This is a genomic window from Salinarimonas soli (assembly GCF_008386575.1).
Taxonomy (GTDB): Bacteria; Pseudomonadota; Alphaproteobacteria; order Rhizobiales; family Beijerinckiaceae; genus Salinarimonas_A; species Salinarimonas_A soli.
In genome coordinates this window covers 63,290-84,760 of sequence record NZ_VUOA01000021.1, presented here as the reverse complement: position 1 = coordinate 84,760, position 21,471 = coordinate 63,290, and the positions used below count along the sequence as shown (strand labels likewise).

Below are 21,471 nucleotides of genomic sequence, written 5' to 3'. Positions count from 1 at the left end.
ATCGCGAGCGGGCACCCCATGGCCGTCGATGCGAGGAACCAAGCTGCCGTCGCCGCCGCTCCCCCGAGCGGCGGGGCGCCGGTTCACGTCGCCATCATCATGGACGGCAACGGCCGCTGGGCCGCCCGGCGGGGTCTGCCGCGCGTCGAGGGCCATCGCCGGGGCGTCGAGGCGGTGCGCCGCTCGGTGCGCGCCGCGTCCGATCTCGGCGTGCGCTACCTGACGCTCTACTCGTTCTCGTCCGAGAACTGGCGCCGCCCCGCGACCGAGGTGGCCGATCTCCTGGGCCTCCTCAAGCGCTTCATCCGGCATGACCTGGCCGAGCTCCACGCCGCCAACGTGCGCGTGCGCATCATCGGCGACCGCGACAGCCTGTCGGCCGACCTGCAGGCGCTCCTGTGCGAGGCCGAGGACCTGACGCGGGCCAATACGGGCCTCGTCCTCGCCATCGCCTTCAACTATGGCGGCCGTCAGGAGATCGTGCGCGCCGTGCGCCGGCTCGCCCGCGAGGTGAAGGCCGGACGGCTCGACCCGGAGGCCATCGACATGGCCCATATCGACGCCGCCCTCGACACCCACGGCATCCCGGATCCCGACCTCGTCATCCGCACCTCGGGCGAGCACCGGGTCTCGAACTTCCTGCCCTGGCAGGCGACCTACGCCGAATACGTCTTCCTGCCCGATCTCTGGCCTGATTTCGATCACGCGACCTTCGAGGCGGCGATCGGCGAGTTCATGCGGCGCGACAGGCGCTTCGGCGGCTTGAGCGCGCGGACCGCATGATGCCTGCGGCGAGCCCGTCCGGGCCCCAGGGGCCGCGGCCCTGGTACGCGACGGAGCTCGGCGCCCGCTTCGCCTCCGCCATCGTGCTCGGCATCGTGGCGCTTCTCGCCGCCTATCGCGGCGGCGGGCTCTTCGCCCTCTTCTGGCTCCTGGCCGGGGGTGCCATCCTTTACGAATGGACGACGGTCGCCCGCGTGCGGCCCACCCTGCCGCTGCAGGTGGCGTTCGGCCTCGCGCTCGCGGGCATGACGCTCGTGCTCGTCACGGACGCGCCCGCAGCGATCGGCTTCGGCCTCTTCGGGCTCGGCTGCATCGCCGGCGCCGTCGTCGCCCGGGACACGCGCAACCGGATCTGGGCGCTGGCGGGCTTTGCCTGCGCGGCCGTGGTGACGGTGGTGCCGCCCCTGGTGCGCGAGCACCCCGAGCTCGGCATCACGGGCCTTCTGTGGATGTTCGCCGTGGTCTGGACCACCGACGTCACGGCCTATTTCGTCGGGCGCAAGCTCGGCGGGCCGAAGCTCTGGCCGCGGGTGAGCCCCAAGAAGACGTGGTCGGGCTTCGCGGGCGGCTTCCTCGGCGGCGTCGGGGCGGGGCTCCTCGTCGCGTTCGTCGCCCAGCGGCTCGGCTGGGTGCCCGTGGCGAGCCTGCCCGTCGTCGTGCTGCTGTCCGGCATCGCCTCCCTCGTGAGCCAGGCGGGCGACCTCGCGGAATCGGCGCTGAAGCGCCGGTTCGAGGTGAAGGATTCGAGCCGCCTCATCCCGGGCCATGGCGGCGTGATGGACCGCCTCGACGGCTTCTTCGCAGTGGCGCTCCTCGTCGGCGCCGTGCTGCTCGGCGCCCGGATCGCGGCCGCATGAGCAGGCCTCGCCAGGTCACGGTCCTCGGGGCGACGGGGTCCATCGGTCGCTCGACCGCGGACGTGCTGCGCGCCGCGCCCGAGCGGTTTGCCGTCTCGGCGCTCGTGGGCGGCCGTGACGCGGCGGCGCTCGCGCGGCAGGCTGTGGAGCTCCGCGCGTCCTTCGCGGCGCTCGCCGATCCGGCCGGGCTCCCGGACCTGCGCGACGCGCTGCAGGGCACCGGCATCGCCTGCGGCGCCGGCGAGGCGGCGGTGCGCGAGGCGGCGGAGCGCGACGCCGACATCGTCGTGGCGGGCATCAGCGGCGTGGCAGGCCTTGCTCCCACCCGGGCCGCCATGAAGCCTGGGCGCAGCCTCGCGCTCGCCAACAAGGAGTGCCTCGTGAGCGCGGGCGAGGCCTTCATGGCCGACGCGCGCCGGATCGGGGTGACGGTGCTCGCCATGGACTCCGAGCACAACGCCCTCTGGCAAGCCCTGCAGGCCGGGCGTAGGGAAGACGTGGTGTCCCTCACGCTCACCGCGTCGGGCGGGCCGTTCCGCACGTGGCCGGCCGATCGGATCGCGGGCGCGACCGCCGCCCAGGCGCTGAAGCACCCCGTCTGGTCGATGGGCGCGAAGATCAGCATCGACTCCGCCACGATGATGAACAAGGGGCTCGAGATCATCGAAGCCCGGCATCTGTTCGACGTGCCTCCCGACCGGCTGGAGGTTCTGGTCCATCCGCAATCGATCGTGCACGGACTCGTCCAGTGGCGCGACGGCTCGGTCACGGCGGGCCTTGGCGCCGCCGACATGCGGATCCCCATCGCCCATTGCCTGGGGGAGGGCGGGCGGCTCGATTTCCCGGGGACGCGTCTCGATTTGGCCGCGATCGGGGCGCTTACCTTCGAGGCGCCCGACGTGGAGCGCTTCCCCTGCCTCAGGCTGGCCCGGGAGGCTCTCGTGGCGGGCGGCGCGGTGCCGACGGTGCTCAACGCCGCGAACGAGGTGGCGGTGGACGCCTTCGTCCGCGGACGGATCGGCTTCCTCGACATCGCGGGGCTCGTGGACGAGACCTGCGCGGCCTGGGGGGCACACGGCGCGAGCGCCGCACCGACCGTCGAGGAGGCCCTCGTCGTTGACCATGAGTCGAGACGGATCGCCGCCGGCCTGTTGTCCCGGCGCGGGTCGTGACAATTTAAGTTGAAGCGCTGCGACTGGAGAGCGAATCGATGGACGTGATCAGCACCGTGGGCGGTGGGGCCTGGACCCTCATCTTCGGCTATCTCCTGCCCTTTCTGGCGGTGCTGACGGTTGTCGTCTTCATCCACGAGCTCGGCCACTTCCTCGTCGGCCGCTGGTGCGGCGTGGGGGTTCACGTCTTCTCCATCGGCTTCGGGCCGGAGCTGTTCGGCTTCCACGACCGCCACGGCACCCGCTGGCGCTTCGCGGCCATCCCGCTCGGCGGCTACGTGAAGTTCGCGGGCGACGTGAACGGCGCGAGCGTGCCCGATTCCGAGCAGCTCTCCCGCATGAGCGCCGCCGACCGGGCGGTGAGCTTCCACCACAAGCCGGTCTGGAAGCGCGCGGCGATCGTGGCCGCCGGGCCGGTCGCGAACTTCATCCTCGCCGTCGCGATCTTCGCGGGCGTGCTCTTCGTCAACGGCCGGGACGTGCTCATCCCGCGGGTCGAGAGCGTGCAGCCGGGCAGCGCCGCCGAGCGCGCGGGCTTCCAGAAGGGCGACGTCGTCGTCTCCATCAACGGCCGCGAGCTCAAGGGCTTCTCGGACCTCCAGCGCATCGTCGGCACCAGCGCCGACGAGGCCCTGACCATCGTCGTGGACCGCAACGGGCGGCGCCTCTCCCTTGAGGCCACCCCGGACCGGCGCGAGACCCAGACCGCCTTCGGCCGCCAGCGCATCGGCCTTCTCGGCCTTCAGGCGACGCGCTCGCAGGAGGACGTGCGCCATCTCTCCTACGGGCCCGTCGAGGCCCTCGTCGCGGGCGCCTCCGAGTGCTGGTACGTGGTCGACCGGACCTTCAACTATATCGGCAAGCTCGCGACGGGGCGCGAATCCACGGACCAGCTCTCCGGCCCGATCCGCATCGCGCAGGTCTCGGGGCAAGTGGCGGGGCTCGGCGGCCTCACGGGGCTCATCAACCTGGTGGCGATCCTGTCGGTCTCCATCGGCCTGATCAACCTCTTCCCCGTCCCCATGCTCGACGGCGGGCACCTGATGTTCTACGCCATCGAGGCGCTGCGGGGCCGGCCCCTGAGCGAGCGGGCGCAGGAGATCGGCTTCCGCATCGGCTTCGCCCTCGTGATCATGCTGATGCTCTTCGCTACCTGGAACGACGTCCTCCACCTCGGCTCCACCTTCTCCCGAGGCTCCTGACGGCGGGGAGCGCGGCAGGGCTCTCCGGGGGCCCGGGCCGGGATCCGACGCGAACGACCGGCTCCAGCGGCCCGCCGACCCCTCGGCGGGCCGTTTCGCGTCGAAATGGTTCGTTCACCTTAAAGGTCCGTTTCCCATGCGGCCGCCGTGACACGAACGCCACGGCTCCCCAAAATGCGTGCCGGTGCCGTGGCGGGGCGATTTGCTTCCAGGCGGAACTTGAGTAGAAGCAGAACGGGACCAGAAGGGCCGGGGGCGCAGCCGCCGGTCGTGCGGCTGACAACCGCGGTACACAAAAACGAGACGGGTCACTTCATGATGTCGACGACGATGAAGCGCGGGCGGGGTACGGCGAAGTCCGCCACCATTGCCGCTCTTGCGATGGTTGCCACCCTCTCCGCCGGGAGCGCTCTGGCGCAGCAGGTGGTGATCGAGGGCAATCGCCGCGTCGATGCGGAAACCATCCGCTCGTACGTCTCGGGCTCCTCCACGGAGGAAGCGCGGCGCAACCTGCTTGCCACCGGCATGTTCTCCGACGTGCGCGTCTCGCGCCGCGGCGGCGCCACGGTGGTGAGCGTTCGCGAGAACAACCTCATCAACCGGGTCGTGTTCGAGGGCAATCGCCGCGTTCCGCGCGAGGTGCTCGAGCCCGAGGTGACGGCGCGGGCGCGCGGCCCGTTCACCGAGGCCATGCTCCAGGCCGACGCCGACCGGATCCGCGAGATCTACCGCCGCTCGGGCCGGGCGCTCGCGAACGTGACCCCGCGCGTCGTCGACCTCCCGAACGGCCGCGTCGACATCGTGTACACGATCGAGGAAGGCGGAAAGACGCCGATCCAGGCGATCAACTTCGTCGGCAACCAGTCCTATTCCGCCTCGCGCCTGCGCGGCGTGATGACCTCGGCCGAGACCAACCTGCTCAGCTTCATCAAGACGAACGACGTCTACGATCCCGACCGTCTCGCCTCGGATCTCGAGCTCATCCGCCGCTACTACCTGAAGAACGGCTACGCCGACTTCCGCGTGGTCAGCTCGGACGTGCAGTTCGACCAGGCCCAGGGCGGCTACGTGATCACGATCGCCGTCGAGGAAGGGCCGCAGTACCGCGTCGGCGAAGTGAGCGTCGATTCGCGCCTCGGCCCCGAGGTCGATCCCGCCGTGCTGCGCTCGCGCGTCACCACGAGCTCGGGCGCCGTCTACAACGCCGAGGCGGTGGAGCGTTCGCTCACGAACGTCACCACCGAGATCGCGCGCCGCGGCTACGCCTTCGCCCAGGTCCGCCCGGTCGGCCAGCGCGACCCCGCCACCCGCACGATCAGCGTCGCCTACGTGGTCGAGGAGGGCCCGCGGGTCTACATCGAGCGCATCAACGTGCGCGGCAACACCCGCACCCGCGACTACGTCATCCGCCGTGAGCTCGATCTCGGCGAGGGTGACGCCTACAACAAGGTGCTCGTGGATCGCGCGGAGCGCCGCCTCAACAACACGGGCTTCTTCAAGCGCGTCCGCGTCACCAACGAGCCCGGCAGCTCGCCGGACCGCGTGGTCGTGAACATCGATGTTGAGGATCAGCCCACGGGCGCCTTCTCGATCGCCGGCGGCTACTCGACGGCCGACGGGTTCATCGGCGAGGTCTCCGTCACCGAGTCGAACTTCCTCGGCCGCGGCCAGTTCGTCCGCCTCGCGGGCACCGCGGGCCAGAAGTCCCAGGGCGTCGACTTCTCGTTCACCGAGCCGTACTTCCTCGGCTACCGACTGGCCGCGGGCTTCGACCTCTTCACGAAGTTCTCGGACCAGACTCAGTACTCGCGCTATGAGAACCGCACGACGGGCGGCGCGATCCGTTTCGCGCTCCCGATCACGGAGGAGATCTCCGTCGGCATCCGCTACTCCCTGTTCCAGCAGGAGGTGAAGATCCCGAACTCGGAGAGCAAGCCCTACAACGACTGCTCGTTCCCGATCCCCGGCGTGACGTCGCTGCTGCCGGGTGGCATCCCGAGCCGGCTCACCACGGCCACCCCGACCGGCAGCAGCGGTTGCGAGGCGAACGGCGAGGCCTCGATCGCGATCAAGGAGGCGCAGGGCCGGACCCTGACCTCGCTGGTGGGCCTCAACTTCGTCTATAACAGCCTCGACAACTTCCGGAACCCGACGAGCGGCTTCTACGGCGAGATCAAGCCGGAGGTCGCGGGTCTCGGCGGCGATTCGCGCTACTTCCGCCTCTCCGGCGAGGGCCGCGCCTATTACGAGATCTTCGAGGAAATCGTCGGCATCGCCCGCGTCCAGGGCGGTCACATCGCGGCCTTCGGCGGCGACAACCTGCGGGTCATCGACCACTACTTCCTCGGCCCCTCGCTCGTGCGCGGCTTCGCCCCGTCGGGCCTCGGCCCGCGGGACGTCGGCACGGTCGACGCCCGGTCCAACGCTATCGGCGGCACCACCTATTTCGGCGGCTCGCTCGAGGTGCAGTTCCCGATCTTCGGCCTGCCACGGGATCTCGGCCTGAAGGGCGCGGTCTTCGCCGACGCTGGCACGCTGTTCGGGTACAAGGGCAACACGGCCTTCGACGTGAACCGCAACGGCATCATCGACGGTGTCATCGGTGGCGTCTGCACGGCCAACGCGGCGTCCCCGACCCAGCAGGAGTGCCTGAACGTCCGCGACAACAAGACGATCCGCTCGTCCGTCGGCGCCAGCCTCCTGTGGGCCTCGCCGCTCGGCCCGATCCGGTTCGACTACGCGGTCGCGCTCAGCAAGGACGAGGGCGTCGTTCTCCCGAACGGCAGCCGCGTCGGCGGCGACCGCACGCAGGCCTTCCGCTTCTCGGGCGGCACGCGCTTCTGATCGCCTGAATTCATCGCTGGGCCTCCAGGCACGGGCGTCGCTTGACCGCGACGCCCGTGCGCCTTTATGCCGGGGCATGGTCGATCCCGATTTCTTCCCGCGCACCGCGGCGATTCCGCTTCGCGACCTGGCCGAGCTGGCCGGCGCGTCCCTGCCCCAGGGCGCAGACCCCGACCGCCTCGTCGAAGGCGTCGGCCCCCTGGAGAGCGCCGGGCCCGGCGACGTGGCCTATATGGACAACCCGAAATACGCCGACGCGCTCGCGGCGACGCAGGCCGGCGTCTGCCTCGTCTCGAAGCGCTTCGCGGCCCGCGTCCCCGGGCACGTCATCGCTCTCGTGACGCCCGAGCCCTACAAGGCCTTCGCGCGGGTTCTCTCCCGCCTCTACCCCAGCGCCGACCGCCCGCAATCGGTCTTCGGCGCCACAGGCGTCTCGCCGGGCTCCTTCGTCCATCCCACCGCCCGCCTGGAGCCCGGCGTCACCGTCGATCCCGGCGCCGTCATCGGGCTGCACGCGGAGATCGGCACCGGCACGATCATCGGCGCCACCGCCGTCATCGGCCCGCATGTGCGCATCGGGCGGGGGTGCTCCATCAGCCCGAACGTCACGATCATGAACGCCTATGTGGGCAACCGGGTGATCCTGCATCCCGGCGTGCGCATCGGACAGGACGGCTACGGCTTCGCCATGGGCCTCGGCGGCCACCTGAAGGTTCCGCAGGTGGGGCGCGTCATCGTCCAGGACGACGTGGAGATCGGCGCCAACACCACCGTCGACCGGGGCGCCAACCGGGACACGGTGATCGGCGAGGGCACCAAGATCGACAACCTGGTCCAGATCGCCCACAACGTGGTCATTGGCCGCCACTGCATCATCGTCTCGCAGGTCGGCATCTCCGGGTCGTCGACGCTGGAGGATTACGTGGCGCTCGGCGGCCAGGTGGGCGTGATCGGGCACGTGCGGATCGGGGCCGGAGCCCAGATCGCCGCCACGAGCAACGTCAACAGCGACGTGCCGGCCGGCGCCCGCTGGGGCGGCACCCCCGCAAAGCCCCTGCGGGACTGGTTCCGCGAGGTGACGGCGGTCAAAATGCTTGCATCCCGCCGCGATCTCCTCAAAGACGGCTCAGGTACGGCCGAGGACTGACCCGGCCGCCTGCGCCTTGTCTTCTGGAGTACGCCATGACCGAGATGCCCACCCAGCTCGACACGGCGGATATCCTGCGGATCCTCGAACTGCTCCCGCACCGATATCCGTTCCTGCTCGTCGACCGGATCATCGAGATCGATGGCGACCGATCCTGCATCGGCATCAAGAACGTGACCTTCAACGAGCCGCAATTTGCGGGTCATTTCCCGACCCGCCCCGTTTTTCCGGGCGTCTACATCATCGAGGGCATGGCGCAGACGGCGGGCGCGATCTGCGTTGCCGCCACTCTCGCCACCAAGGCCCGTCCCAAGCAGGTCTATTTCATGACGATCGACAAGGCGAAGTTCCGCAAGCCCGTGCAGCCGGGCGACGTGATCGAGTACCACATGCGCAAGACGAACAACCGGCGCAACATGTGGTGGTTCTTCGGCGAGGCGAAGGTCAACGGCGTCGTGGTCGCCGAAGCCGAGGTGAGCGCCATGTTGGTGACCGAATGACGGATCGCGCCCAGATCCACCCCAGCGCCGTCGTCGAGGACGGCGCCCAGATCGGCGCGGGCTGCCGCATCGGCCCCTTCTGCCACGTTGGACCCGACGCGGTTCTCGGCGAAGGCTGCGAGCTGAAGAGCCATGTGGCGGTCGCGGGCCATACCCATATCGGGCCGCGCACCCTGATCTTCCCCTTCGCCTCCATCGGCCACCAGCCCCAAGACCTTAAGTTCAAGGGCGAGGTCACGCGCCTGCGGATCGGCGCGGACTGCATCATCCGCGAGGGCGTCACCATGAACCCGGGCACCGTCACGGGCACGTCCGAGACGGTGGTGGGGGATCGCTGCGTGTTCCTCACGGGCTCGCATGTGGCGCACGACTGCATCGTCGGCAACGACGTGATCTTCTCCAACAACGTGATGATGGCGGGCCATTGCACGATCGGCGACTTCGCCATCATCAGCGGCGGGGCGGGCGTGCACCAATTCGTGCGCATCGGCCATCACGCCTTCGTGGGCGGGCTGTCGGCGATCGAGAACGACATCATCCCCTTCGGCATGGCGCTGGGCAACCGGGCATATCTGGCGGGCCTCAACATCATCGGCCTGCGCCGCCGGGGCTTCTCCCGCGACGAGATCCACGGCCTGCGCCGCGCCTACCGCCTGCTCTTCGCCAACGAGGGCACCTTGAAGGAGCGCGTCGAGGACGTGGCGGCGGAGTTCGCGACCCACGCCACGGTGCAGGAGATCATCGACTTCATCCGCGCGGGCGGCGACCGGGCGATCTGCACGCCGCGCGACACGGGGGCACGCGAGACTTCGGGCACGGCGTGAGCGAGGCGGGCGGCGGAGGACCCCTGGTGATCCTGGCGGGCGCGGGCCGCCTGCCGGCGCTGCTCGCCGACGAGATGGCCCGCTGCGGCCGTGCCCACCGGCTCCTCGCCTTCCGGGGCTTCGCCGAGCGCGACGTGCGCCGCCGGGCCGACGCCGTCATCGATCTCCTCGACGTCGGACGGGCGCTCGGCACCATGCGCGGCTGGGGCGCGGGGGCCGTGACGCTTGCGGGCGCCGTGACCCGGCCGAACCCTGCGGCGGCGCTCGGCGCCTTCGCCTATTTCCGCAACCGGCACGAACTCGACGATCTCCTCTCCGGCGGGGACGACCACGTCCTGAGGCGCGTCGTCGAGCGGCTGGAGGCGCGCGGCTTTCCCGTGGTCGGCGTGCACGATCTCGCGCCCTCCCTGCTTGCCAAGGAGGGCGCCTACGGACGGGTGCGGCCGGCGCCCGAGGACGAGGCCTCGATCGCCGTCGGCCTCGGGCTCCTGCGGGATCTGTCGCCGCACGACGTGGGCCAGGCGGCGGTGGTGGCCTCGGGGCATGTCACCGCCGTCGAGGGGCCGGAGGGGACCGACCGCATGCTGGATCGGGCCCGCCGCTTCTCGATCCGGCGTCCCTTCGGGCGTCCGGTGGTCGGCGCGGGCGTGCTCGTGAAAGCGGCCAAGCGCGGCCAGGACATGCGCGTCGACCTGCCAACCATCGGGCCGCGCACGGTCGAGAACGCGGCGCGGGCGGGCCTCAGGGGCATCGCCATCGGGGCGGGCTCCACCCTCGTTCTGGAGGAGGCGCGCACCGTGGCGCTCGCGGACCAGCTGGAGCTCTACCTCGTGGGCGTCCCGTGGTCGATCGGGAGGGAGGACCCGTGAGCGCGCCTCTCAATCTCTGGCTCGTGGCGGGCGAGGAATCGGGCGACCAGCTCGGCGCGGGTCTGATGCGGGCGCTCAAGGCCGAGCTCGGGCCCGCGGGCGTGCGCTTCTCCGGCGTCGGCGCGGGCCGCATGGAAGGGGAGGGGCTGGAGAGCCTGTTTCCCATGAGCGACATCGCCGTCATGGGCATCACCGCCGTCGTGGCGCGCCTGCCGCTCCTGCTGCGGCGCATCCGCGAGACCGCGGCGGCGGCGGTTGCCGCCCGGCCCGACGCCCTCGTGATCATCGACAGCCCGGACTTCACCCATCGCGTCGCCCGGCGCGTCCGCGCCGCCATGCCCGCCCTGCCGATCGTGAACTATGTCAGCCCGTCGGTCTGGGCCTGGCGGCCGGGCCGGGCCAAGGCGATGCGGCCCTATGTCGACCACGTCCTGGCGCTCAAGCCTTTCGAGGTGGACGTTCACCTGCGGCTCGGCGGGCCCGACTGCACCTATGTCGGCCACCCCCTCACCGAGCGCCTAGGCGAGCTGCGCCCCACCCCCGGCGAGCGGGTCCCGGTCGGGGGGGGGCCGCTCCGGCTCCTGATCCTGCCCGGCAGCCGCCGCAGCGAGATCAGCCGGCTCATGGAGCCCTTCGGCGGGACGCTCGCCCGCCTCGCGGAGCGCCTGGGCCGTCCCGTCGAGGCGACCCTGCCGGCCGTGCCCCACCTCGCCGACGAGATCGCCCGCGCCGTGGAAGCCTGGCCCGTGAAGCCCCGCATCGTCCACGGCGAGGCGGCGAAGTTCGCGGCCTTCCGGGGCGCCCACGCGGCGCTCGCGGCCTCCGGCACCGTGACCCTGGAGCTGGCGCTCGCGGGCGTCCCCATGGTGGTGGCCTACAAGGTGTCGAAGCTCGAGGAGCAGCTGAAATACGTGATCACGGCGCCCTCCATCGTGCTGGCGAACCTCGTCATCGGCGAGAACGTCATCCCGGCGCTGTTGCAGGGCGATTGCGAGCCGGGACGCCTCACGAGGGAACTCGCGCCGCTCTGTGCCGAAACGCCTGAGCGGGCCCGCCAGGTCGCGGCCTTCGAGCGCCTCGACCGGCTGATGCATACCGGCGACGAGACGCCGAGCGAACGCGCCGCCCGCGTCATGCTCGCCACGATCGCCGCCAAGGCGGGGCGGGCCTAGAGGCCCGTGTCCTCGGGCCGGGTCGCCACATAGGCCCCGAGGCCGAGGAACAGCACGGCCATCCCGATCTTCACGAAGCCCGGGGCGCTCGTCAGCCACAGGAGCCCCCAGCTCGCGGCCATGCTGAGGCAGGCGACCGCCTTGGCCGGGCGTGGGATGGCGCCCGTCCGGCGCCAGCTCACGATCGGCGGTCCGAGCACGCGATGATTGACGAGCCAGGCTTCGAAGCGGGGCGAGGAGCGCGAGAAGCAGGCGGCTGCCAGGATGAAGAACACCACGCCCGGCATCAGCGGCAGGATGAGGCCGAGGACGCCGAGCCCCACGAACACCCAGCCCGCCGCGAAGAGCAGGTGGCGCAGCCAAGCGGGCTTCGCCGCGGCGCGGGCCGCCTCCGCCGGACGGGGCGGGGGCTCCGGCCTCATGCTGCGATGGTCCGGGTTGCGCGGCGTGTCAGGTCGATCCAAGCTTCACCGCCTTGATGAGGGGCTGCCCCGATGTCGGCAACGCGGGAGACCCCACATTTCGACAATCTAGCGCGGAAAACGGTTTCCCGCGCGAGGGAACGTGCTTTAAGTCCCCTCGATCAGCCCATGGTACGACCACTCCGATGACGCCGCTGCAAGTGCCAGGCCTGCCCCAACCGCCCGAGGCGCCGCACCGGGTCAGCGCCCGCGCGCGCCTGCGCAACTATTTCCTCACCGGCCTCGTCGTCGCCGGGCCGCTCACGATTACGATCTATCTCACCTGGTGGTTCATCACCCTCGTGGACGGATGGGTGAAGCCGCTCATCCCGCGCTATTACCTGCCCGACACCTACCTGCCCTTCGCCATCCCCGGGTTCGGGCTGATCATCGCCTTCTTCGGGCTGACCATGCTGGGCTTCCTCACGGCGAACCTCGTGGGGCGCTCGCTCATCAGCGCGGGCGAGCTGCTCCTGGAGCGCATGCCGGTGGTGCGGGGGCTCTATCGCGGGGTCAAGCAGGTCTTCGAGACCCTGTTCTCCACCACGGGCACCTCGTTTCGCACCGCGGGCCTGATCGAGTTTCCGGTGAAGGGCACCTGGTCGATCGTGTTCCTGTCCGCGCCGCCCGCCGCCGACGTGACGGATCGGCTGCCGGAATCGGGCGAGTACGTGAGCGTGTTCCTGCCCTGCACCCCCAACCCCACCACGGGCTTCTTCTTCTACCTTCCGCGCCAGGAGGTGATCGAGCTTGCCATGAGCGTGGACGACGCGGCGAAGCTCGTGATGTCGGCGGGCCTGATCCAGCCCGAGACCCTGCCGCGCCGCTATCCCGTGGAGCAGGCCGTGCGGGAGCCCGCCGAGCTCAGCTGACGGCAGGCGGGCTTTTGCGCCGCCGCACGGGCGTCTCCGGCACGATCGGCCGGTCGATGTCGAGGCTCACCAGCCCCTCCACCGCGAGCGCCAGCACCGCCGCGACGCCGTCGAGCGCGTTGTGGGCCGCGCCCGCGACCTCCACGAGGGGCGCCACGCCGCATTCGTCCAGGTGATGAAGGATGCGCACCCGGTCGCCGGCCGAGACCGTCACGTGGCGGCAGGCCGCGACGAGGCGCACAGTGGTGCGCCGCGGCTCGGCGGCGAGGCTCGATCCCGTCTCGACATGGAGCGCGCGCCCGTCGAGGGCCACCGCGCCGCCGATCAGGGCGGGGCCGAGGGGATGATGGATGAGGTCGGCATCCGCCACCACGTCGACGAGGAACGCCTCGCCGTCGCGCACCAGCTCGAAGTCGGGCAGGTGCTCGATCTCCTCGTCGCCCACGGGAAAGATCACCGGCCCCGCAGCCGGGCGGACCAGCTCGACCGCGGGGTCGAGCTCGCAGACGGCGAGGAAGTCGGCGAGAAGCGCGTTCCGGCTCTGGGCCGGCGCGGCCTTGCGGCGCCCGGACCGGCGCGGCCCCGCGACGCGCGCGGCGCTGATGCGGGCGGACCGGTCGGCACGGGCGATGGAGGGCATGGCGGGCTCGCGAGTGGAACGGGGCGTACGGCCAAGCATCCGCAGCGATGAGCCGGGGCCAGCGGGCCGCGCGCCAGGTTGGCTGCAAGGATCTCGATCCTGAACAGATAGAGAACGGTCCTGACTTCGTCAATCGAGCGCGGTGGGGAACGCTGGAGAGGGCCCGAAAAACAACTGCCGTGTCTTGGAAAATAGGGTGTGAATCCCCATCTTAGACAGGTCGCGCCCCGCTCCGGTGACTCACTTCGTCGCATGGAAAGCCGGGCGCGCGTGTGTCTAAGATCGGAACATATCAAGAACAAAACAGCGCCGGCCCACGCCATCGGGCTTGCGTCAGGAGACGTGACGGACATGAACAACGCGGACAAGCAGATCGCCGACATCCTGGCGAAGTACGGCGAGCCGCTCGCGGGCAACGTCTGGCGGGTTCAGGGCACGGCGGTCATCTACCACAAGGCGCTGGAGCGCATCGCGGCCCAGGCCGGCATCGTCTACGACAAGCCCGAGATCATCCGGGCCGAGCGCGACGAGGCGGTCATCCTGGTGAGCGGCCGCATGGGCGAGCGCACCGAGTGGTCGATCGGCGAGGCCCTGATCAACGTGAACTATCGCGTCAGCGGCAAGCAGGCGGCCTATGTCTATGCCATGGCCGAGAAGCGGGCGAAGGATCGCGTGATCCTCAAGCTCGTGGGCCTGCACGGCTTCCTCTACTCGGAGGAGGAGGCGGACGAGTTCAAGAACAACCGTCCGGCCTCCACCGCCGTCGAGGTGCTCGGCGAGACCGGCGTCGGCGCGGAGACGAAGCCCGAGACCGTGGGTGAGCCCGACCCGACCGAGGCCGACCTGAAGAAGCGGATCGACGCGGCGAAGACGATCAACGCCGTGACGGACCTCATGCTGCACGCCGACACCCAGAAGGCGCTCGCAGCCCTCCCGGCCGCCGCCCGCGACGAGGTCCGCGACCACGCCAAGGCGCGGCTGATGAAGCTCGGCTGGCCGTCGAAGAAGGCGGCGTGATCCCATCCTCTCCCCGCCGCGCGGGGAGAGGGCCTCAGCCCCCCTGGCCGGGGGCTGAGGCGAGGGCGGCAGCCCGGGGGTGAGGGGGCGCCTTACGGTGGAGTTCCACCGTCCAGGCCCCCTCACCCTCGCTCACCTACGTTCGCTTGCCGCGCCTGCCGTTCCGCAGGCGCGGCCCTCTCCCCGCCCGCGGGGAGAGGGGATCAGGGCCCGACCCACACAACATGCGTTCCTACGCCCTCGCGCGAGACGACGACGGTGATGCCTCGCTCTCGGGAGCGGGGACGCTCGCGGGCGCGGTGGAACGGGTGACCTTCCACAATCCCGAGACGGGCTTCTGCGTCCTGCGCGTCGCGCTCTCCGGCGTACGCGAGCCCGCGACCCTCGTCGGCCAGGCGCCCGCCGTGAACGCGGGCGAGATGGTCGAGGCGACGGGCGCGTGGGTGAACGATCCCGCCTACGGCATCCAATTCCGCGCCGAGGCGCTGACCGTGACGGCGCCGACGAGCGCCGAAGGGCTGGAGCGCTATCTCGGCTCCGGCCTCATCCACGGCATCGGTCCCGTCTGCGCCCGCCGCCTCGTCGACGTGTTCGGCGAGCGCGTGCTCGACGTGATCACCTGCGAGCCAGAGGCCCTGCGGCGCGTCGAGGGCGTGGGCCCCTGGCGGGCGCAGCGCATCGTCGAGGCCTTCGCCGAGCAGCAGGCGATCCGCGGCATCGTGCTGTTCCTGCATGGCCACGGCCTGAGCGCCGCCCGCGCCGTGCGCATCTACAAGACCTACGGCCCGGGCGCCGTCCGTGTGATCGAGGCCGATCCCTACCGGCTGGCGCGGGACGTGCGCGGCATCGGCTTCCATGGCGCCGACGCCATCGCGGCGCGCCTCGGCATCGCCCGGGAGAACCCGAACCGCATTCGCGCGGGCCTCGTCCAGACCCTCGTCGAGGCGCTGGAGGAGGGCCATTGCGGCCTGCCCGTGGACGAGGCCGTGGCCCGCGCCGAGGCGCTCCTGGGCGTCTCGGGCGCGCCCGTCGCGGCGGCCCTCGCGATCGAGCGGCTGGCGCCCGATCTCGTGGCGGACGAGATCGACGGACGCGACTTCCTGTTCCTGGCGGGCCTGCACGGCTCCGAGCGCGCCACCGCCGATCGCCTGCTCGCCCTGTGCCACGGCGTCCCGCCCTGGGGCGCGGTGGAGGCGGATGCCGACATCGCGGCGGCGCAGGCGCGCACGGGCCTCACCTTCGCGGCAAGCCAGCGCGACGCGCTGCGGGTGGCGCTGGGCTCCAAGCTGGTCGTGATCACGGGCGGGCCGGGCGTGGGCAAGACCACGCTTCTCGACGCCCTGCTCGGCCTCCTCGCCGACAAGGGCATGAAGATTGCGCTTTGCGCCCCGACCGGCCGCGCGGCCAGGCGCCTGTCCGAGAGCACGGGCCTCGACGCCTCGACCATCCACCGGCTCCTGGAGATCGACGCGCTGGGCGGCGGCTTCCGCCGCGGCCCCACCGCGCCGCTCCCCTGCGACGTGCTCGTGGTCGACGAGATGTCCATGATCGACGTGCGCCTCATGCACTCGCTCCTGCGTGCGCTGCCGGCGGACGCGGCCCTCGTGCTCGTGGGCGACGTGGACCAACTGCCCTCCATCGGCCCGGGCCAGGTGCTCGCCGACGTGATCGCGTCGGGCGCCGTGCCGGTGGTGCGTCTGCGGGAGGTCTTTCGCCAGGGCGCGGGCAGCCGCATCGTCGCGAGCGCGCACGCGGTCAACCGCGGCGAGGTGCCGGACCTGGAGCCCGTGCCGGACTCGGACTTCTACTTCGTTCCCGCCGACACGCCCGAGGACGGGATGCGCAAGGTGATCCAGCTCGTCACCGAGCGCATCCCGGGCCGGTTCGGACTCGACGCGGTCGCCGACATCCAGGTGCTGGCCCCTATGAACCGGGGCGGGCTCGGCGTGCGCTCGCTCAACCTTGCGCTCCAGCGCGCCATCAACCCGCCGGGCGCGGCGGCGATCGAGCGCTTCGGCTGGACCTTCGGGCCGGGCGACAAGGTCATGCATATCGTCAACGACTACGACCGCGACGTCTATAACGGCGACATCGGCGTGGTCTCCTCCCTTGATGCCGACCTGGGGGCGCTCTCCGTGGCGTTCGAGGGGCGCGAGGTGAGCTATTCCTTTGGCGAGCTCGACGAGCTGGTGCTCGCCTATGCCACCACGATCCACAAGGCGCAGGGCTCGGAGTACCCCGCCGTGGTGATCCCGCTCGCCATGGCGCATGCCCCGATGCTGCGGCGCGACCTCCTCTACACGGCGCTCACCCGCGGCAAGCGCCTCGTGGTGCTGGTGGGCAGCCGCGAGGCCCTGCGGCTCGCCGTGGGGCGGGGCAGGGGAGGCGGGCGCTGGTCGCGCCTGCGGGCTTGGCTCCAAGAGGGGACGCAGGGCGGGGCGCTCCCGGACGCCTGACGGGGTGCTCCCTTGCGGGGACGACCGGCCCCGTGGCGAACCCTTCCCCGCGTCCCGAGTTGACCGCACGCCAACCCGAGGACGAGCCATGCCCGACGACACCAAGCCCCGCCGCAACGATCCCTATTCCGGCAGCCCCGCCGGCTATGGCGGCGGCGGTTTCGGCACGAGCGGCTATGGCGGAGGCCTGCGCGGCGAGGCGGATCGTCATGTGAGCGGCCCGGTCCACGGCGAGCGGGACCGGCGCGAGAGCATCGGCGGCAACGGCTATGCGGGCGACCGCACGGACGGCCCCCATCGCGGTCGGGGACCCAAGGGGTATCGGCGCTCCGACGAGCGCATCCTGGAGGACGTCAGCGACCGCCTCATGGAGGATCCGCATGTCGACGCCCGCGCCATCGAGGTGCGGGTCGAGGAGGGCGAGATCACCCTGGAAGGCACCGTCGGCAGCCGCTGGGAGAAGCGCCATTCGGAGGATATCGCCGAGGCCGTCTCCGGGGTGAGCCACGTGCAGAACAACCTGCGCGTCCGCGAGAACACCGCCTTCGGCAAGGAGGAGATGTCCCCGGAGCGCCAGCCCGACGAGGGTCGCGGCCACTCGGTCGCGGGCCGTTCGCGTCCGCGCTGACGGAACCGCGCCCGCGGGCCTCCCGTTCTCCTCGGCAACCCGACGGCGGAGCACCCCGATGGCCGACCGCAAGCCCAACAAGGGCCCAGACCGCGACACGAACCGCTATAGCGGCCACGCCCGCGACGAGTTCGCCCGCAGCTCCGACGAGGAAGGGCGCGATCGCTATCTCGGCGATTCCAGCGGCGGCTACGGCACGGGCGGCGCGGCCATCGACTATCACGACGTGATGGGCTCGGGCGGCTACGGCGCCGAAGGCTACGCCAACGCCTATGCCGACCTCGACCCGGCCCGCGTCTTCGAGCGCATCGACCGCGGCGACGTGCCGAGCCAGCGCGGGCGCGGTCCTAAGGGCTACCAGCGCTCCGACGAGCGCATCCGCGAGGACGTGAGCGAGCGCCTGACCGAGGATCCGCACGTGGACGCGAGCGACATCGAGGTCTCCGTCCAGTCCCGCGAGATCACGCTCTCCGGCCATGTCGCGAGCCGCCCCGAGAAGCGCCGCGCGGAGGACATCGCGGAAGCGGTCTCGGGCGTCGCGCACGTGCAGAACAATCTGCGGGTCCGGGAGCGGTAGGGCGGGGCTTACGGTCGCGCTCGCCCGGTCGTCTCGTTGAGGCGGCGCTGTCGCGCCGCACCCTCCTCTCCATCTCTCCCCCGCAAGGGGGAGAGGGATTACCGGCATCCGCGACGCACACCTCTGGAACTCTGGCGAGACAGGCGTGCGCGCTCTATCCCCCCTTGCGGGGGAGATGCCCGGTCACGGGCAGAGGGGGGTCGGCGATGCGAATGCCTCGCCGCGCGACCGGACGAGCAAGCGCTCCCCGATCGAAGCCCTCACCCCCCGCCGCCGATGAACCCCACCCGCTGCCGCGTCGGGCCCTCTTGCTTCAAGGTGCGCACCATCTCCTCGTAGTCCCGCTCCATCTCCGGCGTCACGGAGGCGCGGGTCTCCTTCAGGGCCTGCTCGAAATGCGCCCGCGTGACCCGGTCGCTGTCGAGGGACTCGCGCAGCGCCAGGAGGCCGGCGCGGCGGGTGAGGTCCTCGAGATCGGCGCCCGTGTAGCGGGCCGTGCGCTCGGCGAGTTCGTCGAGGCTGATGTCTTCGGCGAGCGGCATGGTCTTGGTGTGGATCCCGAGAATATGGCGGCGGCCCTCCTGGTCGGGCACGGGCACGTAGATCAGCTCGTCGAAGCGGCCGGGGCGCAGGAGCGCCGGGTCGACGAGGGTCGGGCGGTTCGTCGCCGCCATGACGACGACGCCCTGCAACTCCTCCAGGCCGTCCATCTCGGCAAGGATCGTGTTGACGACCCGCTCCGTGACGGCGGGCTCGCCGAGGCCGCCGCCGCGCACGGGAGCGAGGCTGTCGAGCTCGTCGATGAAGATGACCGTGGGAGCCACCTGCCGGGCCCGCTGGAACAGGCGCGACACCTGCTGCTCGGATTCGCCGTACCACTTCGAGAGCAGGTCGGAGGACTTCGTCGCGACGAAGTTCGCCTGGGCCTCCCGCGCCACCGCCTTGGCGAGGAGGGTCTTGCCGGTGCCGGGCGGGCCGAACAGCAGGAAGCCCTTGGCGGGGCGGATGCCGATGCGCCGGAACGCGTCCGGGTTCTTCAGCGGGAGCTCGATGCCTTCGCGAAGCCGCGTGCGCACCTCCGTGAGGCCGCCGATGTCGTCCCAGGTGACGTTGGGCACCTGGATCATGATCTCGCGCAGGGCCGAGGGCTGGACGCGCTTCAAGGCGCCCAGGAAGTCCTCGCGGGAGACGCGCAGGCTCTCCAGGACGTCCGCCGGGATGCCGTCCTTGAGGTTGATGTCGGGCAGGATCTTGCGCAGGCGCTCCATGGCAGCCTCGCGGGCGAGCGCCGAGAGGTCGGCGCCGACGAAGCCGTAGGTGACCCGCGCCACCTCGTCGAGGTCGACGTCCTCGGTGAGCGGCATGCCGCGGGTGTGGATGGCGAGCACCTCGCGCCGCCCGTCCTGGTCGGGCACCCCGATGATGATCTCGCGGTCGAAGCGGCCCGGGCGGCGCAGGGCCTCGTCGATGGCCTCGCGCCGGTTGGTGGCGCCCATGACGACGATGTTCTGGCGCGGCTCGAGCCCGTCCATGAGGGTGAGGAGCTGCGCCACGATGCGCCGCTCCACCTCGCCCTGCACGTTCTCGCGCTTAGGCGCGATGGAGTCGATCTCGTCGATGAAGATGATGGACGGCGCGTTGCGCTGCGCCTCGGTGAACACGTCGCGCAGGCGCTGCTCGGACTCGCCGTAATGCTTGCCCATGATCTCGGGGCCGGCGATGTGGTAGAACTGCGCCTCGCACTCGTTGGCCACCGCCCGGGCCAGAAGCGTCTTGCCGGTGCCGGGCGGGCCGTAGAGCAGCACGCCCTTCGGCGGGTCGATGCCGAGCCGCTGGAAGAGCTCCGGATGGCGAAGCGGCAGCTCCACCATCTCGCGCACTTGGTCGACCGTGTCGCCCAGCCCCCCGATGTCGTCGTAGGTGACGTCGGCCCGGCGCGTCTCCTTGGGCTCCTCGTATTGCGGCCGCAGCTCCACCTCCGTCTCGGCCGTTACCTGGACGATGCCCTTCGGGGAGGTCTGGACCACCACGAGGCGGATCTCCTGGAGCCCGTAGGCCGGCTTGTCGAATAGCCCTCGGAGCTCCTCCGGCATGCGCCGGTCCATGGCCGGGCGCTGGTGCACCGAGGTCGAGACCACGTCGCCCGCGACGAGGGGGCGGCGGTAGAACGTGCGGCGAAGCGCGTCGCCCGACCCTTGCAGGCGCAGGTTCTTCTGCGCGGGGGCGAAGACCACGCGGGTGGCGGGCCTCGCCTCGGCGCGCTTGATCTCCACGTGGTCGCCGGAGCCGACCCCCGCATTGGCGCGCTGCAGGCCGTCGAGGCGCACGAGCTGGAGCCCCTCGTCCTCGCTGTAGGGGCGCACCGCGATCGCGGTGGTGTGGCGCCGCCCGATGATCTCGACCGCGTCCCCCTCGGACAGGCCGAGATCCGTCATCACCGCCTGGCTGATGCGGGCGACCCCGCGGCCGGCATCCTCGGGCCTCGCATTGGCGACCTGAATCCTCAGGCCTGCGCCATCCTGATCGGCCATGGGATCGGTCTCCGGATCTTCGAGGGGTGCGGCTCTAACGCCACCCTATCGTGACCGTTCCCGCGCAACTTTCCGCCTCGCACGGCGTCGACGGGGCCATGAAGCTCTCCGTCGTCATCCCCGCCTGGAACGAGGCTCCCCTGATCGCCGACGCGGTCGCCTGCGCCGCCGCCTTCGCCGACGAGGTGATCGTCGCCGACGCCCGCAGCCCCGACGGCACGGGCGAGGAGGCCCGCCACGCCGGGGCGGTCGTGGTGCAGTCGCAGCGCAAGGGCAGGGGGCCGCAGCTCCTCGCCGGCGCCGGCGCGGCCACGGGCGACGTCCTCCTCTTCCTGCACGCGGACGCCCGCCTGCCGCCCCGCGCCCGCGACGCCATCCTGCGCGCCATGGAGGATCCCCGCTGCCCCGGTGGCGCGTTCTTCATCCGCTTCCTGCCCCGCTCCTGGTTCACGCGGATCCTGGAGCCCGGCAACGACATCCGCCGGGGGATCACGAAGCGCTATTACGGCGACACCGGCATCTTCGCCCGCGCCTCGGTCTATCGCGATCTCGGCGGGCACAAGCCCTGGCCCGTGATGCACGACTACGAGTTCTCGGGGCGGCTGGAGGCGGCGGGCCCCTGCGTCTATATCCGCGACCCCTGCATCTGGGCCGACGCGCGCCGCTTCGACGGGCGCGAGATGCGCACGCTCCTGAACTGGATCCTCGTCCAGTCCCTCTACCGCTTCGGCGTCTCGCCGCACCTGCTGGGCTTGCTCTACCCGGACATCCGGGGCTATCAGCCCCAGCGCTTCGTGGCGCTCGCCAAGCGGGAGATCGAGCGGGGGTGAGGGGGCCTGTGCGGGCATATTGCACGGAGCTGCTGCGCAAAGAGCTGCGCGCAAGGCGCTCCTTATCGAGAAGGGTGCGCCATCGGCCC

Annotated in this window: 19 protein-coding genes; 16 read left to right on the top strand and 3 right to left on the bottom strand. The window is 71.1% G+C overall.

Features of this window, described 5'->3' with window-relative positions; translation table 11 throughout:
* Nucleotides 1–18: 18 nt before the first annotated feature.
* The 10 genes from F0L46_RS12155 (at nt 19) to lpxB (ending at nt 11,370) form a co-directional block, all read left to right on the top strand.
* On the top strand, nt 19–783 hold the full coding sequence (locus F0L46_RS12155) for an isoprenyl transferase (RefSeq protein ID WP_149817926.1): 765 nt from the start codon (nt 19–21) through the stop codon (nt 781–783).
* On the top strand, nt 780–1,640 hold the full coding sequence (locus tag F0L46_RS12150; RefSeq protein WP_438646672.1) for a phosphatidate cytidylyltransferase: 861 nt from the start codon (nt 780–782) through the stop codon (nt 1,638–1,640). Before F0L46_RS12155 ends, F0L46_RS12150 begins: the two co-directional genes overlap by 4 nt.
* Nucleotides 1,637–2,812 carry a 1-deoxy-D-xylulose-5-phosphate reductoisomerase gene (dxr, locus tag F0L46_RS12145; protein WP_149817846.1) on the top strand — a complete coding sequence of 392 codons (1,176 nt, stop codon included), beginning with the start codon at nt 1,637–1,639 and terminating at the stop codon, nt 2,810–2,812. Before F0L46_RS12150 ends, dxr begins: the two co-directional genes overlap by 4 nt.
* A gap of 38 nt (nt 2,813–2,850) precedes the next feature.
* A complete protein-coding gene (gene rseP / locus F0L46_RS12140; RefSeq protein WP_149817844.1) occupies nt 2,851–4,014 on the top strand; it encodes an RIP metalloprotease RseP in 1,164 nt (387 codons plus the stop codon).
* 315 nt (nt 4,015–4,329) lie between these two features.
* The gene (bamA, locus tag F0L46_RS12135; protein WP_149817842.1) at nt 4,330–6,858 is read left to right on the top strand and encodes an outer membrane protein assembly factor BamA; all 2,529 of its coding nucleotides are present in this window, start codon (nt 4,330–4,332) and stop codon (nt 6,856–6,858) included.
* Nucleotides 6,859–6,934: 76 nt separating this feature from the next.
* On the top strand, nt 6,935–8,005 hold the full coding sequence (gene lpxD, locus F0L46_RS12130; RefSeq protein WP_149817840.1) for a UDP-3-O-(3-hydroxymyristoyl)glucosamine N-acyltransferase: 1,071 nt from the start codon (nt 6,935–6,937) through the stop codon (nt 8,003–8,005).
* 44 nt (nt 8,006–8,049) lie between these two features.
* Complete coding sequence (fabZ, locus tag F0L46_RS12125) at nt 8,050–8,505, top strand: 3-hydroxyacyl-ACP dehydratase FabZ (protein WP_438646673.1); 456 nt, start codon at nt 8,050–8,052, stop codon at nt 8,503–8,505.
* A complete protein-coding gene (gene lpxA / locus F0L46_RS12120) occupies nt 8,502–9,329 on the top strand; it encodes an acyl-ACP--UDP-N-acetylglucosamine O-acyltransferase (RefSeq protein WP_149817836.1) in 828 nt (275 codons plus the stop codon). The genes fabZ and lpxA overlap by 4 nt, the downstream gene beginning before the upstream one ends.
* 26 nt (nt 9,330–9,355) lie before the next feature.
* A complete protein-coding gene (locus F0L46_RS12115) occupies nt 9,356–10,198 on the top strand; it encodes an LpxI family protein (RefSeq protein WP_276315531.1) in 843 nt (280 codons plus the stop codon).
* The gene (lpxB, locus tag F0L46_RS12110) at nt 10,195–11,370 is read left to right on the top strand and encodes a lipid-A-disaccharide synthase (RefSeq protein ID WP_149817834.1); all 1,176 of its coding nucleotides are present in this window, start codon (nt 10,195–10,197) and stop codon (nt 11,368–11,370) included. Before F0L46_RS12115 ends, lpxB begins: the two co-directional genes overlap by 4 nt.
* Here the strand turns inward: lpxB and F0L46_RS12105 are convergent.
* Nucleotides 11,367–11,792, bottom strand: a complete 426-nt coding sequence (locus F0L46_RS12105) for a YbaN family protein (RefSeq protein ID WP_188311941.1) — start codon at nt 11,790–11,792, stop codon at nt 11,367–11,369. The genes lpxB and F0L46_RS12105 overlap by 4 nt on opposite strands.
* Before the next feature lie 185 nt (nt 11,793–11,977).
* Between F0L46_RS12105 and F0L46_RS12100 the strand changes: the two genes are divergently transcribed.
* On the top strand, nt 11,978–12,703 hold the full coding sequence (locus tag F0L46_RS12100) for a DUF502 domain-containing protein (RefSeq protein ID WP_149817832.1): 726 nt from the start codon (nt 11,978–11,980) through the stop codon (nt 12,701–12,703).
* On the opposite strand, the gene F0L46_RS12095 is transcribed toward F0L46_RS12100, so the two are convergent.
* Complete coding sequence (locus F0L46_RS12095) at nt 12,696–13,343, bottom strand: hypothetical protein (protein WP_149817830.1); 648 nt, start codon at nt 13,341–13,343, stop codon at nt 12,696–12,698. The two genes, F0L46_RS12100 and F0L46_RS12095, sit on opposite strands and share 8 nt — an antisense overlap.
* Before the next feature lie 351 nt (nt 13,344–13,694).
* On the opposite strand from F0L46_RS12095, the gene F0L46_RS12090 reads away from it, so the two are divergent.
* The 4 genes from F0L46_RS12090 to F0L46_RS27595 all read left to right on the top strand — a co-directional run bounded on the left by F0L46_RS12090 (nt 13,695) and on the right by F0L46_RS27595 (nt 18,021).
* Nucleotides 13,695–14,360, top strand: a complete 666-nt coding sequence (locus tag F0L46_RS12090; RefSeq protein ID WP_149817828.1) for a trna delta -isopentenylpyrophosphate transferase — start codon at nt 13,695–13,697, stop codon at nt 14,358–14,360.
* A 224-nt stretch (nt 14,361–14,584) separates the two neighbouring features.
* Nucleotides 14,585–16,816, top strand: a complete 2,232-nt coding sequence (gene recD2, locus F0L46_RS12085; protein WP_149817826.1) for an SF1B family DNA helicase RecD2 — start codon at nt 14,585–14,587, stop codon at nt 16,814–16,816.
* An 88-nt stretch (nt 16,817–16,904) separates the two neighbouring features.
* Complete coding sequence (locus tag F0L46_RS12080; protein ID WP_149817824.1) at nt 16,905–17,444, top strand: BON domain-containing protein; 540 nt, start codon at nt 16,905–16,907, stop codon at nt 17,442–17,444.
* A 58-nt stretch (nt 17,445–17,502) separates the two neighbouring features.
* The gene (locus F0L46_RS27595; RefSeq protein ID WP_149817822.1) at nt 17,503–18,021 is read left to right on the top strand and encodes a BON domain-containing protein; all 519 of its coding nucleotides are present in this window, start codon (nt 17,503–17,505) and stop codon (nt 18,019–18,021) included.
* A gap of 260 nt (nt 18,022–18,281) precedes the next feature.
* Here the strand turns inward: F0L46_RS27595 and F0L46_RS12070 are convergent, their stop codons facing one another.
* The gene (locus tag F0L46_RS12070) at nt 18,282–20,552 is read right to left on the bottom strand and encodes a CDC48 family AAA ATPase (protein ID WP_149817820.1); all 2,271 of its coding nucleotides are present in this window, start codon (nt 20,550–20,552) and stop codon (nt 18,282–18,284) included.
* 98 nt (nt 20,553–20,650) lie between these two features.
* On the opposite strand from F0L46_RS12070, the gene F0L46_RS12065 reads away from it, so the two are divergent.
* Complete coding sequence (locus F0L46_RS12065; RefSeq protein WP_149817818.1) at nt 20,651–21,382, top strand: glycosyltransferase; 732 nt, start codon at nt 20,651–20,653, stop codon at nt 21,380–21,382.
* Nucleotides 21,383–21,471: the final 89 nt, after the last annotated feature.

What these genes read in the sequence shown, in the direction of transcription:
- F0L46_RS12155 (WP_149817926.1), top strand. Translation starts at nt 19, where the DNA reads ATGGCCGTCGATGCGAGGAACCAAGCTGCCGTCGCCGCCGCTCCCCCG.
- F0L46_RS12150 (WP_438646672.1), top strand. Translation starts at nt 780, where the DNA reads ATGATGCCTGCGGCGAGCCCGTCCGGGCCCCAGGGGCCGCGGCCCTGG.
- dxr (WP_149817846.1), top strand. Translation starts at nt 1,637, where the DNA reads ATGAGCAGGCCTCGCCAGGTCACGGTCCTCGGGGCGACGGGGTCCATC.
- rseP (WP_149817844.1), top strand. Translation starts at nt 2,851, where the DNA reads ATGGACGTGATCAGCACCGTGGGCGGTGGGGCCTGGACCCTCATCTTC.
- bamA (WP_149817842.1), top strand. Translation starts at nt 4,330, where the DNA reads ATGATGTCGACGACGATGAAGCGCGGGCGGGGTACGGCGAAGTCCGCC.
- lpxD (WP_149817840.1), top strand. Translation starts at nt 6,935, where the DNA reads ATGGTCGATCCCGATTTCTTCCCGCGCACCGCGGCGATTCCGCTTCGC.
- fabZ (WP_438646673.1), top strand. Translation starts at nt 8,050, where the DNA reads ATGCCCACCCAGCTCGACACGGCGGATATCCTGCGGATCCTCGAACTG.
- lpxA (WP_149817836.1), top strand. Translation starts at nt 8,502, where the DNA reads ATGACGGATCGCGCCCAGATCCACCCCAGCGCCGTCGTCGAGGACGGC.
- F0L46_RS12105 (WP_188311941.1), bottom strand. Translation starts at nt 11,792, where the DNA reads ATGAGGCCGGAGCCCCCGCCCCGTCCGGCGGAGGCGGCCCGCGCCGCG.
- F0L46_RS12100 (WP_149817832.1), top strand. Translation starts at nt 11,978, where the DNA reads ATGACGCCGCTGCAAGTGCCAGGCCTGCCCCAACCGCCCGAGGCGCCG.
- F0L46_RS12095 (WP_149817830.1), bottom strand. Translation starts at nt 13,343, where the DNA reads ATGCCCTCCATCGCCCGTGCCGACCGGTCCGCCCGCATCAGCGCCGCG.
- F0L46_RS12090 (WP_149817828.1), top strand. Translation starts at nt 13,695, where the DNA reads ATGAACAACGCGGACAAGCAGATCGCCGACATCCTGGCGAAGTACGGC.
- recD2 (WP_149817826.1), top strand. Translation starts at nt 14,585, where the DNA reads ATGCGTTCCTACGCCCTCGCGCGAGACGACGACGGTGATGCCTCGCTC.
- F0L46_RS12080 (WP_149817824.1), top strand. Translation starts at nt 16,905, where the DNA reads ATGCCCGACGACACCAAGCCCCGCCGCAACGATCCCTATTCCGGCAGC.
- F0L46_RS27595 (WP_149817822.1), top strand. Translation starts at nt 17,503, where the DNA reads ATGGCCGACCGCAAGCCCAACAAGGGCCCAGACCGCGACACGAACCGC.
- F0L46_RS12070 (WP_149817820.1), bottom strand. Translation starts at nt 20,552, where the DNA reads ATGGCCGATCAGGATGGCGCAGGCCTGAGGATTCAGGTCGCCAATGCG.
- F0L46_RS12065 (WP_149817818.1), top strand. Translation starts at nt 20,651, where the DNA reads ATGAAGCTCTCCGTCGTCATCCCCGCCTGGAACGAGGCTCCCCTGATC.